The organism is Enterovibrio calviensis DSM 14347 (assembly GCF_000621165.1).
In the GTDB taxonomy this organism is placed as follows: domain Bacteria; phylum Pseudomonadota; class Gammaproteobacteria; order Enterobacterales; family Vibrionaceae; genus Enterovibrio; species Enterovibrio calviensis.
On the sequence record NZ_JHZA01000001.1, the window covers coordinates 719,925 to 736,938 of the forward strand.

Below are 17,014 nucleotides of genomic sequence, written 5' to 3' on the forward strand. Positions count from 1 at the left end.
CATAACGAAAACAAAAAGGGGAGCAGTCGCTCCCCGTTTTATACCCGCTCATCTTTGGGTTACTTGCGTATAGACTGGTTCTTCTGGTTTCTCATTTAGAACTCTCCCCATTCGATCTCATCGTCATCATCATCTTCTTTGGTTACCCGAGCCGATTTTTTTGGGGCAGCCCTCTTTATGGTTTTTTTGAATGTGGGAGTTTTAATTTCTTCTTTTTTGCCAGTGATGGTGAAGAACTCGACAATAGAGCTCATGTCTTGAGCTTGTGAAAGCATGCTTTCGCCCGCTGTTGTCGCTTGTTCAACAAGGGCTGCGTTTTGCTGTGTCATGGTATCCATGCGAACAACGGCAATGTTAACCTGTTCGATACCAGTGCTTTGGCCTTGTGCGGCCACACTGATATCAGACATCTTGGTACTCACTTCTTCTACCATGCTGACGATTTCTTGCAAGGTTTCCCCTGACTCACTTACCAACTCGGCACCGTCTTCCACTTTCTTGTTGGTATCGCGGATAAGCTCTTTGATTTCTTTCGCGGCCTCGGCAGAGCGCTGTGCCAAACTTCGCACTTCACCTGCGACAACCGCAAATCCGCGACCTTGCTCGCCAGCACGCGCGGCCTCAACAGCCGCGTTAAGTGCCAGTAGATTGGTTTGGAATGCGATTTCATCAATGACGCCAATGATGTCAGAGATCTTGTTACTCGCACCGCTAATTTGGTCCATTGCAGTGATGGTTCTCATGACGACATTGCCGCCTTCTCGTGCTTTGATTCGGGCATTTTCACTGAGTTTGTTGGCCACAACGGCATTCTCTGCACTTTCCTTCACTGTGTCAGTGATGTTTTCCATGCTGACTGCCGTTTCTTGCAATGACGTCGCTTGGTCCTCAGTACGCTGGCTTAAATCGCGGTTGCCGGAGGCTATCTCATTGGAAGAATTGGTGATGGTTTCAGAGGCCCGACGAATATCGCCAATGACCTGAGTGAGTTTATCAATACTGGTATTCGCATCGGCTTTTAGTTGTCCAAATCGGCCGCTGTAATTTTTCTCAATCCTCTGGGTGAGGTCACCCTTAGCCATCGCCCCTAACATTCGCTGCATATCTTCTAGCGCGGTGTCGGTATTGGTGGTGAGAGAATTGAGGCCTTGAGCGAGTTTGAGCATAAAGCCTGACTTCTCTTCGAGCGAAAGCTGCATTGAGAAGTCACCTTGCGCGGCGGCATCAACCATGCCATCAATTTCTCGCTCAATAGCTACTTCAGCGGTGCGATCTGTCCACTCAATGACGGTACCAATTCTCTCTCCGTTCTCGTCGAGAATGGAGTTGGCTGCAATCGCCATGATGCGACTACCAACTGCCATTTCTACTGAGTGTGTATCTTTAAGGTCGTTGAGAATATTGCGTTGATAAGCTGGGTTTTTATGAAAAAAATCAATGTTCTTGCCAAGGGTCTCTTCCGGAGAGAAATGAGGGATAACTTGGGAGAAATCGTCTTTAGCTTCACTCAGGAGATTTTTGGCTGCCCGATTAAGGTAGATAATGTCAAAGTTTCTATCGGCAATCATGGTATTAGTCGACACATTGTCTAGCGCTTGGCGAACACGTGCATTTTCTTCCGCTTGAATCTTCGCGTCTCGCTCTAACTCCGCTTTCATTCGTTCTGATGCTTCCACGTTTTCCAACGAGGTGTTTGTCGCTTGCTTAATGGAGAGTAAATCGCCTTTGAGATCGGATTCTATGCGATGACTGAAGTCTCCTTCAGCGAGGCCTTCCATCACTTTTCTGATGTCGCAAATCGCGGCTTGCATACTTTCCATTAGCGTATTGAAGGCACTGGCAGATTGACCAAGCTCATCTTTACTTTTTACTGCAACTCTTGCGGAAAAATCACCAGATAGCGCCACTGTCTCTAAATTACGAGTAAGGGTGATAACGGGCGTGGTGACAGAGCGAGTTACCAAGAGAGCGACGAGACTGACTAAAGCAGCACCAATGAGCAAGGCGATACCAATCATCCATTTAAGAGCGATCACTTGACCAAAGGCTTCCTCTTCGTCTATCTCAGCCACTAGCGCCCAATTGTTTTCGCCAAACTGAATGGGGGAATAAGCAGTGAGTACCAGCGTGTTTTTATAGTCACGTGCAACGTCGTATCCCGTTTCATTGTTCAGGGCCTTTTCTGTCGCAGAGGTTTTCACCATGCCGTCTGCAGGGCTGGCAAATGAAGCAATAACCGAGTGAGTATCGTTGTATAGATAGGAATCTGAACGCATCAAAAAGTCGGGTCCCACAAGGTAGGTTTCGCCCGACTCACCCATTCCAGTGCGTTGCAGCATGATTTGATTGATTTCATCCATCGAAAGTTGGAGAGCGGCGATGGCCAAAACATTGCCGCTCAAATCCGTTATTGGGCTGCCAATCAGAGCAATTGGCGCATTGTCTTGAGCCTCATAACGCTCATAGTCTTGTATCGTTAGTTTGTTGTTTTTGAGGACATCTTTATACAATGTTGCTAATGGACTGTTTTTAAGCGGTCCGGTATTGAGGTTGGTACCTAAGTCACTATTTTTATTGGCAGTAAAGACGACATGGCCTGTGTCTGCTTGAATGATAAACACATCTGAATAACCATATACACTGACGTAGTCTGTCAGTGTATGGCCGTTACTCTCCCAGATATCTTCATATTCATAGGTATCGGTTGGAAATGCTTCGTTGCGCTCCACCTCTTCATCGCTTGCATAAAACTGCAGTAATTTTTGAATCTTTTTTGTGTCCTCACTTCCAGCAAGTACCTGAGTGTCTTTTACCGCCCTCTCAAAGTAGGAAAGGATCTGATCTTTTTTCACCTCTCGCATGCTCACTAGTTGGGCAAAAGCTTGGTTTTGCAGCGCTGAACTAGATTGCGAGAGGGCTAAATAACCCACAATCAAAATGGGTAACACACCAATGATCAAGAAGATCATAAGAAGCTTTATTTTTAGCTTTGAAAACATTCGACACCCTTTCTCACTAAAGAGGGACTGCAATTCGCCGCCCCAATTTCAATTCCATGACGTTTTCAGCCAGCAGAATCTTTACTTTGCTGACCAGTGTTCTGGCTTGACGCTAATTTCCCAAAGGGGAATGTTCGCCATACGGAAAGGCGAGTAGTTGACCTGTTTGTTGACGGCCAACACTTTGTTAGGGGTGGGGACAAACAGCATGTAGCCATTGTCATAGGCTCTACGCATAATCTTTTCGGCTATGTCATCGAACTCGGCGGTTCCCACAGATTCTTTGAACATTTGTTCAATGTAATCATCCATCGTGTTGTCTTGGAAAATCGTACTCCAAGCGTTGTGGGTGCGGTAAACAAAGAAGGCTGACCAAGGATGGTTGTAGTACCAATCGTCGTCACCCCAAACCAGCAGATCCCAGTCTTCAGTGTTTTTCTTGGCATTGGTTGAGAGTAATTGACCAAATACATCTTTCTCACTGTTAGTGATATTGAATTTGAGTTTGACGCCGACTTTTCTTAGGTCGCGATCGATGCCTTTCCAAATGTACATAAACCGGTCTTGGGTATAGACGTTCAGTTCTAGCCCATCGAGGGTTTTCTTCAGTTCGTCTCGAATAGCTTTTGGACTTTGAACTTCAGAATAGGCTTTAAGATTCTTTACAACCTTGTCGACGCCAGGGTAAAGCGGAGCCGCCAAGGTTGGGCTGATTTGTCCTTCTCCTTGATAGCTTTTTTCAAGCAACCTTCTTTGATCCAGCGCCTTGTTGAGCGCGACGCGCACCTCTTTGTCTAACAGTCGTTTATTACCCGTACGCATGTTGATATGGATGGCAATATTATTGGTGGAAGGCGCTGATACCAATTTGGCATATCGGGATTGCAGGACGCGTTCTTTCTCAGAGAAGGGGATGGGCATGATGTCGAGTGAATTGTCGTTATCGAGTGTCATCTCTAGCGCTTTTTTGGAATCAAGCTCGGTATAGACGGTAACGGTTTCGATTTTTGGGTATTCAGGGTTCCAATAATTGGGGTTAGCAACCAAAACAGCCTTGGGGGTTTGACGATCGCCTTCAATGTAACCTTCTTTGAGAATGTAAGGTCCCAAACCGTATGGACCCGGCTCAGCAAGGTTGGGGCAGGTTGCTTTGCCATTCCAGCCAAATTTATCCAGATAGGTTTCGGTGTAGAACTGAATCCAAATGGCATCATTGAGGAACTGGCCGTACTTTTCTTTTAAATGAAAGCGAACCGTGTAGTTATCCACTTTTTCCGCTCTATCGAACACGGTATCAATTTTTGTGAACAGAAACGGCGCTTCTTTAAAGTGTTTCATATTGAGCAATACAGCATCGGCGTTGAACGGGGTGCCATCTTGAAATTTCACACCTTTACGCAGTGAAAACTCGTACGTCGTGTCGTCCACTTTTCGGTGCGAAGTGGCCATATCGTAATCCCATCCGCGGTCATTATCTGCCGGCCGCAAGAGCGCACCATTAATTGAATGGGAGATATACAAGTAAGGCAGGCTGGGAATGAATACATTCAACTGTGAACCGGGTGTCGGTGCTGACCACGCTAACGTTGGTAAAAAAATGAGTAATGTTAGGCTCTTAGTGATGAATGATTGTAGATTTTTCATATCAAATACGTGACCCCGAGTCTGATTAAGTGCCGCTGTACAACGGTAATTCCTTAAAAAAGTGTAGTTAATCAATGACTCATTTATGGGATTGATGACTCAAATTTAAACCCATTATTCCTAGGGTGTTGAATTTAAAGATTTTATTTTCATGTTAGTATCGAGGGGTTGTGGCGCGAGTGACTAAGGTTTTTTGAGATGATTCCGAGTGCATTTTTCGGAGATCTGAAAAGTAATACGAGTAGTAAGTTGCTTAAGCGTTAAGATGAAAACCAAAGAAAAAACAACCATTTTGGAGAAAGGTATGAAAGTACTGGCTTTTGCAGCATCAAGCAGTAAGAAATCAATCAATAAACAATTGGTCACTCATGCGGTTAGTCTGATTGATGGTGCAGACTCTGAGGTCTTGGACATTAATGACTATGAACTTCCGCTATTTAGCACGGATAGGGAAGAAGAACTCGGACATCCTGAAAAAGCACAGGAATTTTTCAATAAGATTGGTGAGTGCGATGCGTTGGTCATCTCGTTCGCTGAGCACAATGGATCCTATGCGGCGGCTTACAAAAACCTGTTTGATTGGGCTTCCCGCATCAACCAAAAAGTGTTTCAAGGTAAGAAAATGGTGTTACTGGCGACCTCTCCAGGGCCTGGTGGCGCGAAGAATGTATTGGCGTCAGCGTCTGCATCTTGTCCGCATTTTAATGGCGACTTAAAAGCATCACTCTCTATTCCTTCATTCTTTGATAACTTTGATGGTGAAGCTGGCGTGTTGACCAATGAGGCGTTATCAGCGGAACTAGCTGAAGCGATGAATCTGCTTCGTTAACCTAAAATGACATACCCAAGCATCTTCAAGCATCTTGTTGTTGCTTGGTTGCTTGGTTGCTTGGTTGCTTGGGTATAAATATTTATCACTTACGCTGGCTTGAGCCGGTTTTCTTCATGCTTCCACCCTCCATTTCAACCTCACGTCCCCATCCTTAATTGATTGACTTATTTTCTTACGTTTTAGTCGCAATTTCTCCGTTCATACAGCTAGCAGAAAGGAACATTTGGCATACTGCCGGCGGTATGCTGCATTTTTGTCACTGTGGTGCCTTTTTTAAGACAAAATGCGTATGTCATTTAGACCGAATAATTCCATTAAAAAATAATTCAATTCCTTGTTGGGTGGCGTGTAGTCAGCGAAAGGGGAAGGAGAGAACCATGATTAAACGGAAGTTGTTGCTTCCAGCGCTTATCGGCGCTTCGTTGCTTGCTGGATGTGGGGGCCAAGAAACGGGTCAGAAAGGCGGTTTCGCACCGCTAGTGACGGCTCAGTCAGCACAAGTTATTGACTATCAAGCGCAGCAAACCTTTGTGGGTCGCACAGAAGCGGTTGAAGACGTGAGTATCGTTCCGCAAGTGTCTGGTTACCTGACGGCGCGACATTTCAAAGAAGGTGAAATGGTTCAAGCGGGTCAGCCGTTGTTCCAAATTGACCCCTCAATTTATGAAGCCAAGATGGCGAGCGCATCAGCGGCTGTTGCCCAAGCAAACGCGGGTGTGACCAATACAAACCTTGATTTTAAACGCGGAGAAGATCTGCTTCCTCGCGGTGGTATCAGCCAATCCGAATTTGACCGTCTTACCGCAGCAAAACTGCAAGCTGAAGCCGCGCTTAAATCTGCTGAAGCTCAGCTACAAGCTGCAGAACTCGATTTATCCCACACTCAGATTGTTGCTCCTTTTACAGGGCGAATCAGTGAAAGCCGCGCCAGTTTGGGCGACTTAGTGTCTCCTTCTACGGGCGTGCTTACCACCATCGTTAGCCTCGACCCAATGCAAGCGTCGTTTTCTATGAGTGAAAAGCAACGTCTTAGTGCAGGCGCGGATCGTGTGACTGGCGGTGGTCAAGGGAACAGTGGCAGAGTTGAAGTGCTTCTTAGCTTAGGCAAAGGCTACGACTATGAATATCCTGGTAAGTTAGATTACCTCGGTAACCGTATCGATACGAAGACGGGCACCATTGCACTTCGTGCTTCCTTTCCAAATCCTGAGCACCGTTTGCTTCCGGGTCAATATGTCGAAGTTATCGTGAAAGATAAAGAAACGACACCAAGCATTGTCGTGCCTCGTCTGTCGGTTCAAACCGATCTTGAAGGCGACTTTGTAATGGTTCTGCAGGAAGGAAACATTGCTGAGCGTCGTAACGTCAAACTGGGTCCACAAACCGACCAAGGTGTGATTGTGCTTAGTGGCTTAAGTGATGACGAACAAGTACTGACCAAAGGTCTGCAACGCGTTCGTAACGGCATGACGGTTCGCCTTCAAGGGCAAGGGGCATAAGCTGATATGTTAAGTCGCTTTTTTATCCAGCGCCCTAAGTTTGCGCTGGTGATATCCATTATTCTCACGCTGGCTGGTTTCATCGCATTGTTGAACCTTCCCGTTGCAGAATACCCGCGGATCAGTCCGCCTTCAGTGAGCGTGAATGCCGTTTATTCTGGCGCAAGTGCGGAGGTTGTTGAACAGGCTATCGCTGACCCGATTGAAACGTCGGTGAATGGCGTGGAAAACATGATCTACATGTCTTCCAAGAGTGCGAACGACGGCTCTTACAGTCTAAACGTGACCTTCGATATCGGCACTGACCCTGACATGGCGCAGGTCAACGTACAAAACCGTGTTGCTCAAATTGAGTCAAAACTCCCGCCTGAAGTTCGTCAGGTGGGTGTGACGGTGAAAAAACGTTCGCCCGATCTACTGATGGTTCTGAACTTCTACTCACCGGATGGCAAGTACGACGATCAGTTTTTGGTTAACTACATCAACTTGAATGTAAAAGACCAAATTGCCCGTGTGAAAGGCATCAGTGAAGTCAACGTGCTGGGTGGCGGCGAATACGCAATGCGTGTTTGGATGAACCCAGAGAAGATGGCAAACCTTGGTATTACCACGTCTGATGTGCGTTCAGTGCTTGCTGAACAAAACGTTCAGGTGGCTGCCGGTGATATCGGTGCGCCACCGTTTAACAACGCACAAGAAATGACCTTCAAACTGGTCACGCAAGGGCGTCTAGGCTCTGCAGAAGAGTTTGAAAACGTGGTTGTTCGTGCCAATGCTGATGGCTCAATGGTCTACCTAAAAGACATCGCAGAAGTCTCTTTGGGTCGTAAGTTTTATACAGGTAACGGTCAGTTCCGCGACCAGCCAGCTTCTATCGTGATCCTAAACCTTCAATCTGACGCTAACGCGCTAGAAAGTGGTGGTTTGGTGATGGAACGATTGGAAGATCTGTCTCAGAACTTCCCAGAAGGCATGACTTACGAAACCAGCTACGACACGACATTGTTCGTGGCGGAGTCTATCAAGGGCGTATTGAAAACCTTGATAGAAGCGGTATTGCTAGTTATCGCGGTTACGTACTTGTTCCTGGGTAGTTTCCGTTCAACCTTGATCCCTGTCGTTGCCATCCCCGTGTCCCTGATTGGTACATTTGCCATCATGTTGGCAGCGGGTTTCACCATCAACACGGTGACACTGTTTGGTCTGATTTTGGCCATTGGTATCGTGGTTGATGACGCCATCTTGGTGATTGAAAACGTTGATACTAACATGGCGAAAGACCCCTCACTGACGCCTCGCCAAGCGACCTTGCTGGCGATGAAAGAAGTGACCGGTCCTATCATCACGTCAACCTTGGTACTGCTGGCGGTATTCCTGCCCGTTGCGATGCTCCCGGGCATCACAGGGATCATGTATCGCCAGTTTGCGTTGACCATCTGTATCTCGGTATTGATCTCGTCGATTAACGCATTGACCTTGTCTCCTGCGATGTGTGCATTGGTGCTCAAGCAAGGCAAAGACAACCATGCTCGTTGGTTTACCGCGTTTAACCGTGGCCTTGATAAGGTCACCACCAAATACGGTTCGGTGGCAGGTTTCTTGGTGCGCAAAACGGCGGTTCTGGGTGTCTTGTTCTTGGTGGCGGTCAGTGCGGCGGGTTACTTTGCAAAAACAACGTCTACTGGTTTTGTGCCTCAGGAAGACAAGGGCGTTTTGCTGATTAACATCCAGTTGCCTGATGCAGCGTCTCTATCACGAACCGAAGAAGTGACCGGCAAGCTTAATGAGATTGTGACGCGTGAACCGGGCGTGGAAGGTGCAACCGTTGCAAATGGTTATGCATTCCTGACGGGAGCGGCTGCTTCAAACGGTGCGTCGATGTTTGTGAAGTTGAAGGATTGGGATACACGTCAGCAACTTGAAGGCGACCATTCATCTTTCGACATCATTAACCGCATCAATATCGCTGCTGCGATGCAGTTGCCAGAAGCCATCGTGTTCGCAATGGGGCCGCCAGCGGTTCCGGGTATGGGCCCAGCATCTGGTTTCGAGTTCGTGTTGGAAGATACTTTGGGCCGAAGCCGTGGTGATTTGGCCATGGTGATGCAGCAAATGATGGAAGCGGCGAATGAGCAACCAGAAATTGCTCGTACGTTCAGTACATTCCGCGCCAACGTGCCGCATTTCTACATTGATATTGACCGTGAAAAAGCCAAGCAATTAGGGATCCCGCTGTCTGAAATCTTCACGACACTTCAGGGTAACCTAGCGTCAATGTACGTGAATGACTTTAGCCTGTTTGGTAAGAACTACCGAGTGACGATTCAAGCGGACGCCGACTTCCGTAATGACATTGATTCACTAGGCCGTTTCCATGTGCGTTCAACCTCGGGCGATATGGTGCCACTCAGTACCTTGATTGATGTTGAGCAGGTGTTTGAACCTGATGTTGCGTGGCGCTATAACATGTATCGTTCTGCGGTGATCCAAGGCTCTCCAGCGCCAGGTTATTCGTCGGGTGATGCGATTGCGGCGATGGAACGCGTTGCTGCTGAAATTCTGCCACAAGGTTACCAATACGAGTGGACAGGGATGGCGTACCAAGAGAAGCAAGCGGGCAACCTTGCCATCTATGCGTTTGCTCTTGCGCTGATCTTTATCTACCTGTTTATGGTGGCGCAATATGAGAGTTGGAGTATTCCGCTTGCCATCATATTGGTGGTTCCCGTCGCGACGTTAGGTTCGTTTCTCGCACTCGCCATGACAGGCACACCGCTCAACTTGTACGCACAAATTGGTTTGGTGTTGTTGATTGCGATGGCGGCGAAGAATGCCATATTGATCGTGGAATTCGGTAAGAATGAACGCGAACAGAATGAGCACTCTATCGAGAAAGCGGCGGTGATGGGCGGTAAGCTTCGTTTCCGTGCGGTGAACATGACGTCTTGGTCATTCATTCTCGGTATCATGCCGCTGATTTTCGCGAGCGGTGCAGGTCACATCAGTCAGAACTCACTGGGTATATCGCTAACAGGCGGTCTGCTTTGTGTGCTGTTGGCGGGTACGTTCCTCATACCTGGCTTCTTTGCCTTAATCCAGAGATTGCGTGAGAAACACCATGGTGGTTCTACCAAGCTGGTGGATTTGGAAGATTAAGTACTACGCTCACTGACGTTGTGAAAAGAGGCATCCTAGGATGCCTCTTTTTTTTGATTCAATGCTAGGTCTAGGTCCAGATATGGCTAACTAGGTTTGCGGTAAATCCGGCTTTGGTTTTATCTTCACCAAACTTTCAATAATTGAAATGGCCAAGCCCAACCAAATCAGGCCAAAGCTGACGGTTTTGACACTATCAAACGCCTCGCCAAAAAGAACCACCGCCAACACAAATTGCAGGCTGGGTTCAATGTATTGCATCAATCCGATCATCGACAATTTTGCGTGCTTAAGCGCTTCAGAAAAGAAGAACAGGGGCGCAAGGGTAATCGGCGCCGCGCCTAGGTATAACAGTAACGTCGACATATCGCCTGATACTGCGACGCTTGTTCCCGTGCCGATTTTATATGCCATATAGACAGCCGCAAAAGGCATCAATGCAATCGCTTCGACGAGCAGACTAGAGATAGCATCGTATTTCACATGGCGTTTGCACCAACCATATAAAGTGAAAAATACCGCCATCAATACTGCCGCTACTGGCAATTCACCGTATTGCCAAACCTGATAGCTCAAACCAAGCGCGCCAAAGAACACCGCCGCTTTTTGGCCCAAGCTCAATGATTCTTTAAACGCCACCACACCAAGGCCAATAACCAATAAAGGATTGATGAAAAAACCGAGGCTCGCGTCTAATACACGGTCATTCGTCATTGCCCACGTAAATGCACTCCATGACACACACATCATCACCGACGCGAGTGAGGCAAACATAAAAGAGCGCTTGTCTGCGGTGAGCGATTTCCATGTAGGCGATTTTCCTTTTCTCCATTGCAACATGAGCAACAAGAAAGGCACCGATGCAGCGATTCGCAATGCAAGCAACTCGTCCATCGCGGCGTTGGGCATAAATTGATAGTAAAGCGGCATTGCGCCCCACAACAGAAAGGCAATAGCTGCCATCACGTTACCAAAACGTGTCGGATTCATAGAAAAATACCGGAATGAAAGTGACGAAAAGGAGGCGAGATTGTAGGGCGAAAAATAAAATAGTAAACCGAATAAGATCATTAAAACGGCGATTTCCCTATGCATTTATTTTTCCAATGTGGTTTTTTCGATGGTTTACCAATTAGGCATTTAAAAACAATAATTTAGGTTCTGTTTTTTGCGCGGCCGGCGTGTTGCGAGATTGTTGTTTTTTCTGTCTGTCTTGGGGTGTTGAATACCATTTCCTCGTCGGCTGGTATTATTTCAATACGCACTCAGGTGCGCATGTTTAAGATTGATGTATATAGTTATATATGTGTCAAAAGCTACGTGTGTTTGCTGCGGGATAGGTGTGAGGTGAAGCCGATGGAGCAAACCCTTCCAGTGAAACAGGCGCGCCGCAAGCAGTGTGGGTTTTGCTGAGATGTAAGTGCATGGATGGAAGGGTACGTGATGTCGAAACTCGGGTTTAAGCAACTGCTGCTGATCTCTATTATTGCGTTAGTGGCCATTGCGGTAGGGCTTTCAAGCTATTTTGCGTTTGTTCAGCAACAGCAGACGTTGGAGAGGATGGTGATTGCTTCTAGCGAAGCATACTCGTCGAAACAGGCCACCAAAATTGAAAGCTTACTGCTTGAAAAAGTGAATGGTTTAAACAAACTCGGTACGCAGTTTGAAAATAAAGCCATTGAAGGCAGCCCTCAAGAATTGATTGAGCTGACGCATACCATGGCAAATGCCATGAACCTGAACAGTTCAGTGGTGGCGTTTACCGATGGCGTGGCGTATTGGAATCAAACATCTGAATCATGGCCGAATCACAAACTAAATGGTGATGTCACCACGCGAGGCTGGTATCAGCAAGGCAGAGAAAGTGAGAGTGCTTCTTTGAGCCAGCCCTATTTGGGCAGCGATGGGGATGTGTATTGGGTGTCGATCGTGCGGAAAACCCTTAGTGGCATGATTTCCGTGGACATGCAGTTGGGTTTCTTGAATGAGCTGGCGAAGAGCGCAAACGAAATTCCTGGCGCAATGGCGATCATACTCAATGCTGATTCTACCGTGTTGGCATCGTCTTCCGAGAACATCAAAGCGGGTGAAAAAGCCTCGGAATTTGATTGGTTGAAACCCATCGCCGATGTGGCAATAGGACAACCCAATGCTATGGTGGAAGGCAGCGTTGGCACGTCAGAAAAACTGTTCTTTTCGCACCAAATTAACGTGGGCGATACCAGCTGGTATTTCCTGACGGGATTGGATGCATCGGTTGCGTTCGCGGCACTGGATCAAGCAAAACACTCTGCCATTTTAGTCGGTGGCATTGCGGTGCTAGTGAGCATTGTTGCGGCGTATCTTTTGCTCCAAATGCTCTATCGCCCGATTCTTGCGTTGCGTGAGACCGTTGACGGCCTCAGTGCGGGAGATGCTGATCTAACCCGCCGCATAGACGTGACATCGAGTGACGATCTTGGGCAAATCGGCAATGGGATAAACACCTTCATTGGTAACCTTCAAGCCATGATGATTGAAGTGCGCACAGCAACCGAAAAGTTAGATGAAAACGTTGCGGGTCTGAAATCGTCTAACGGCAAAAATGCTCACATTCTTTCCAAGCACGTTGCTGAAACCGAACTGGTGGTGGGGTCAATTGATCGCATGCACCTTGCCGCTGTATCAATGGCGGACGGGGCGACGGAAACGACAACAATCATCAAACAAGCGAACGACGCCGCTGCGTCATCAAAAACCACAGTAGACAGCGCTCAAAAGAGCGTACAAGCCTTGGTGCAAGAGGTTGAATTGGCCTCTGATAGCGTGAATCAAATGTCGAAAGAGACCGCGGGCATCAATCAGATCTTGAATGTGATAGGCGATATTGCAGAGCAAACCAATTTGCTCGCGTTGAACGCTGCCATTGAAGCAGCACGCGCGGGCGAACAGGGTCGTGGCTTTGCCGTTGTTGCCGATGAGGTTAGAAATCTGGCGAGCCGAACGAAATCCAGCACAGGTGAAATTGAAACGGCGCTGGAAAGTCTGCTCAAAGGAAACCAAAGCGTTGTTGAGTCGATGGAGCAAACGAAACAGGGCTGCCATTTGGCGTCACAAGGAACAGGGAATGTGGCAGAAAGCCTGGATGTGATGACGCAATTCGTGGGAAACATTGAAGAGATAAGTGCGCGTGTTTCCGACGCTGTTGAAGAAACAACCCAGATCACTCAAGACCTGAATCAAACGGTGTCTTCCATCAAAGAGATGGCGAGCGAAATTGAAAGTAACAGTCAGCACTCCATGAATGAAACCAACGTTATTTCGGAGGTTAACGGCCAACTCTCGAACGTGGTTAAGCGCTTTAAGCTCTAATTCGATTTGGGAGGCTTATGTACCCAAACTGCCATCGACAGTTTGGGTACGGATTAAGAGAACAAACCGCGATTACGGCAGATTGGCGATCTGTTCACCCATATCCATCAACTTGCTGAGAATTCTCTCTCCATCAGCACGAAGACCGTTGTGCTCGTACTCGTTGGTGATCCATGCGCGGCTGTTAGGTATCCCTTTCAGCGTTTCGCGTGAGTAATCCATTTCAACATACATATCTTCCGCATACACAGCGCAAACAACAGGCACGGTGTTGTTTGCTAACGCATCAACGTCGTACAGCGCTGGCCAATCGGTTTTTGATGCCAATCGTTCTGCTGCACCTTTGAGTGATTTCAGGTTCTCCATCTGATCAAACATCCACGGATACACCATCTCTCCGGTAAACAAAAACGGCTTGCCTTGCTCATAGTTGAACTCAGGGAAAGAGCGGTGACGAACGCGATGTGCAGACCAATTTGATGCGTCGCCTTGGTTGTAAATCGGCTCATGCAAGAAGGCATAGATAGGATTGGTTTGGTAGCTTTGCTCGGCAAGCATGGCGTGCAAGAAGGTATCGCTTAACATCTTGCCCTGTGCGGTCTCGACGAACGCCTCTTCAAGCAGATAGTACATGGGCACGTTTGCGCCGCTACGACCCAAATTAATGCCGATCTGCTGAAATTGCTCCACGGTAAAGCGTTGCCCATTGGCAAGCGTGACATGATTATTCATCAGGTAATCCGCGATTTCCGCGCAGCGCACTTGTGCTGATGGGAATTGAGCAAACAAGGCGTGGTTTTTGTCGAGTACGCGCTGATACGTTGCGCGATACACATCATCGGCAGGGCGCGACAACGAAGGCACACCGCCTGTGATATAGGCGCGTGTGAGGCTTTCAGGGTAGAAAGACAGATACGTTAATGAACAAAAGCCGCCGAAGCTTTGCCCGAGGGTTGACCACTGTTTTACGCCCAGCGCTTCGCGGATCGCTTCTGCATCACGAACAATGTTATCCGCACGAAAATGCGCGATGTAGTTCGCTTGTTCTTCATCCGTCAGGTGCGCAAGGGTTTGGTGGGTAAGCGGTGAACTTAGGCCTGTGCCGCGCTGGTCTAACAAAAGAACGCGATACTGTTGCAATGCACGCTTTAGCCAACCACTTCGCGCATCTGGGCGTGGAGAAGGAAAACCCGGGCCACCTTGAAAATAAACTAACCAAGGGAGTGCATCCCCATCACGGTCGAGATCGACCACTTCACGCGCGAACACAGAAAGCGTGTCACCATTCGGTTGCGTGTAATCAAGGGGAACATCGAAAGTATGTTGGCGAAAAAGCAAATCACCGTCGATAAATGTTTTCTGCATGAGGGTCTTACTGCCATTTGTGAATATGACACCACGTTAGCAGATCATGACGGGGATTTACCCAAAAAACATCATGCGACGGTGTTTTCAAGCTGCTCGTAGATATCGGCCAGCTCTGCTTGCGCTAATAAATGTGCGATGGCTTCGCGAATGCGGTGGGGCGGTTTTTCACTGAAACAAACGCCCAATTGAAGGCCATCACCGATGCCTTGCACGTTGGCGATCTCACCTGAAAACGCGATAGGCGAATCGAACAGCTTGTTGAAAACCACACGAATGGCTTGGCCTTTTTCGACGAACACACTGCTTGAAACGCGAATGCCACAGCCCGTCAGTGAAATGTCGGATAGCTTTGCAATCGCCATGCGATCTTCCAATTCGAGCTGAACGATGCGAGAAATCGAAAAACGGGGATTCTGCCGCATCCTGTGTATGCCAATCGATTGTGGGATAGCAATGGCGAGCATTTTTTCAGGGCGATGCATGACGCTCAGAATATGGCTTTGGAAAGCAAAAATATCGCCAAACTTAGACGCTGACAATCCGCGGATCACGACATGAAACATCGAAGGATCTTCAAGCAGTTTACCCAGCTCACGGTCGGCAGGCATTTCAATGAGCACATATTTCTTGTCGCGGTAGCCAATCACACGTGATGCACCGCCAAAGGCCTTTGATTGGTCTTTGTAACGAAGTTCAAGCGTCAAGGGGGTGCCAACAGGCAACATGGGCAAAAATTGTGAAGGGGTTAAGGTATCGGTCGTCTTCATGTCTATTGCAAACGGTAATTGTTGATATACGCCGACTTATTCCCTTCGGTGATCGCGCGAATAACGCGATCAATGAATTGCAAAATAATGCGGCGGGGTTCGCTAAACAAGAATGGTGCGGCTAATTATCATTTAAGTCAATAAGTTAAGCCATAACAGGGTGTTAACTGAATACCTATTGAGCGAATAGCATTCAATGCAATGGCGAGAGAATCATTTTGACGAGGAGCGGGGAAGATCACACGCGCCTTTTGAGCAAGGTTCACAGCGAGATTTCCCTGTGAAGAGGTAAGAAATGTGGTATCGATTTCGCGCAAAGAACAAATAGGCGCGATCAGCAAACCAACGAATGACAGGCCAACGTAACACCGCAATCCAGCGTTTTTTGCCCACCAATGACCACGCTTTGTGTGTCACGTCTAAACCTAAAAGCAGTTGCCCGTCGGCGTCGTTGAGTTGGTCGGTGTCAGACAGAAGGCCATGCAGGACATTGCTTGCAGCAGCGGGGTCGATAGTTGGGTAACGTGATTGAAAATCCTCCGCGAGAATGTCTTCAAAACGCAGGTGATTTTGAGTGTTCAACGCACGAAGCTGGTCCATTTCTGCTACGCAAAGTGGGCAACTGCCGTCATAGAAAACTGTGAGCGTCATTCAATAAGCTCCTGTAAAGTGCAATAAACTATGATACGGCGTTGAATTCGATTCGGATTGACAGAATATCACTCGTTGAACAAGAAATAACCACGGGAGTGACGACATGGAATTTTATCAGGCATTTTTAACCTTAACGCTGGTGCATTTACTGGGGGCAGCTTCACCGGGGCCAGACTTCGTGATGGTGTCACAGCAGTCTTTGGTGCACGGTCGTCGTGCGGGATTGCTCGTGAGTTTAGGTATTGCGCTTGGCCTTTCCGTCCACATTATTTATTCCTCTGTTGGATTGGCGACAGTGATCAGTGAATCGTCCGCGATTTTATCTGTGATGAAATACTTGGCAGCCGCTTACCTGATTTACCTTGGCTGGAAAGGCATTCGTAGCAAAGCCTCGGTCGGTGATGATGAGCAGCAAGCTGATGTAAAACCGCGTTCTGCGGGCAAACTGATCTCGATGGGATTTGTGTGTAACGCGCTCAACCCGAAAGCGCCGTTGTACTTTCTTTCTGTCTTCACGCTGGTGTTGTCGCCAGACATGCCAGTCATTGAACTTGCGTTGCTGGGTGCGTGGATGATGTTTGTTCAAATGGTGTGGTTTGGTTCGGTGGCAATGGTGCTTTCAAAACCTTCGGTACAAGCAAAATTCAAGAAAATCGGCCATTGGGTTGATAGGGTGTTGGGTTCGGTGATGTTGGTGTTTGGCTTGAAGTTACTTTTCACCAGCACCACAAAGTAAAGGAAGAC

General features: G+C 47.8%; 11 protein-coding genes. 5 read left to right on the top strand and 6 right to left on the bottom strand.

Features of this window, described 5'->3' with window-relative positions; genetic code table 11:
• Positions 1 to 95 precede the first annotated feature (95 nt).
• Both Q365_RS0103185 and Q365_RS0103190 read right to left on the bottom strand, forming a co-directional pair.
• On the bottom strand, positions 96 to 2,999 hold the full coding sequence (locus Q365_RS0103185) for a methyl-accepting chemotaxis protein (protein WP_028021984.1): 2,904 nt from the start codon (positions 2,997 to 2,999) through the stop codon (positions 96 to 98).
• A gap of 81 nt (positions 3,000 to 3,080) precedes the next feature.
• Positions 3,081 to 4,448, bottom strand: coding sequence for an ABC transporter substrate-binding protein (locus Q365_RS0103190; protein ID WP_245621480.1), 1,368 nt, complete (start codon positions 4,446 to 4,448; stop codon positions 3,081 to 3,083).
• A 499-nt stretch (positions 4,449 to 4,947) separates the two neighbouring features.
• Between Q365_RS0103190 and Q365_RS0103195 the strand changes: the two genes are divergently transcribed.
• The 3 genes from Q365_RS0103195 to Q365_RS0103205 all read left to right on the top strand — a co-directional run bounded on the left by Q365_RS0103195 (position 4,948) and on the right by Q365_RS0103205 (position 10,130).
• Positions 4,948 to 5,472 carry an NADPH-dependent FMN reductase gene (locus Q365_RS0103195; protein ID WP_028021986.1) on the top strand — a complete coding sequence of 175 codons (525 nt, stop codon included), beginning with the start codon at positions 4,948 to 4,950 and terminating at the stop codon, positions 5,470 to 5,472.
• Positions 5,473 to 5,852: 380 nt separating this feature from the next.
• The gene (locus tag Q365_RS0103200; protein ID WP_035024301.1) at positions 5,853 to 6,974 is read left to right on the top strand and encodes an efflux RND transporter periplasmic adaptor subunit; all 1,122 of its coding nucleotides are present in this window, start codon (positions 5,853 to 5,855) and stop codon (positions 6,972 to 6,974) included.
• A 6-nt stretch (positions 6,975 to 6,980) separates the two neighbouring features.
• Positions 6,981 to 10,130: an efflux RND transporter permease subunit gene (locus Q365_RS0103205; protein ID WP_028021988.1), complete on the top strand. Its 3,150-nt coding sequence runs from the start codon at positions 6,981 to 6,983 to the stop codon at positions 10,128 to 10,130.
• Positions 10,131 to 10,220: 90 nt separating this feature from the next.
• On the opposite strand, the gene rarD is transcribed toward Q365_RS0103205, so the two are convergent.
• Positions 10,221 to 11,120 (bottom strand): EamA family transporter RarD, encoded by a 900-nt coding sequence (rarD, locus tag Q365_RS0103210; RefSeq protein ID WP_028021989.1) that lies wholly within the window; start codon positions 11,118 to 11,120, stop codon positions 10,221 to 10,223.
• A 453-nt stretch (positions 11,121 to 11,573) separates the two neighbouring features.
• Here rarD and Q365_RS0103215 point away from each other — a divergent pair, with 453 nt between their 5' ends.
• Positions 11,574 to 13,481 carry a methyl-accepting chemotaxis protein gene (locus tag Q365_RS0103215; protein WP_028021990.1) on the top strand — a complete coding sequence of 636 codons (1,908 nt, stop codon included), beginning with the start codon at positions 11,574 to 11,576 and terminating at the stop codon, positions 13,479 to 13,481.
• Between the two features lie 72 nt (positions 13,482 to 13,553).
• Here the strand turns inward: Q365_RS0103215 and Q365_RS0103220 are convergent, their stop codons facing one another.
• The 3 genes from Q365_RS0103220 to Q365_RS0103230 all read right to left on the bottom strand — a co-directional run bounded on the left by Q365_RS0103220 (position 13,554) and on the right by Q365_RS0103230 (position 16,267).
• A complete protein-coding gene (locus Q365_RS0103220; protein ID WP_028021991.1) occupies positions 13,554 to 14,846 on the bottom strand; it encodes an alpha/beta fold hydrolase in 1,293 nt (430 codons plus the stop codon).
• A 71-nt stretch (positions 14,847 to 14,917) separates the two neighbouring features.
• The gene (locus tag Q365_RS0103225; protein ID WP_028021992.1) at positions 14,918 to 15,616 is read right to left on the bottom strand and encodes a PilZ domain-containing protein; all 699 of its coding nucleotides are present in this window, start codon (positions 15,614 to 15,616) and stop codon (positions 14,918 to 14,920) included.
• A 213-nt stretch (positions 15,617 to 15,829) separates the two neighbouring features.
• A complete protein-coding gene (locus Q365_RS0103230) occupies positions 15,830 to 16,267 on the bottom strand; it encodes a thiol-disulfide oxidoreductase DCC family protein (protein ID WP_028021993.1) in 438 nt (145 codons plus the stop codon).
• Positions 16,268 to 16,373: 106 nt separating this feature from the next.
• Between Q365_RS0103230 and Q365_RS0103235 the strand changes: the two genes are divergently transcribed.
• A complete protein-coding gene (locus Q365_RS0103235; protein ID WP_028021994.1) occupies positions 16,374 to 17,006 on the top strand; it encodes a LysE family translocator in 633 nt (210 codons plus the stop codon).
• Positions 17,007 to 17,014: the final 8 nt, after the last annotated feature.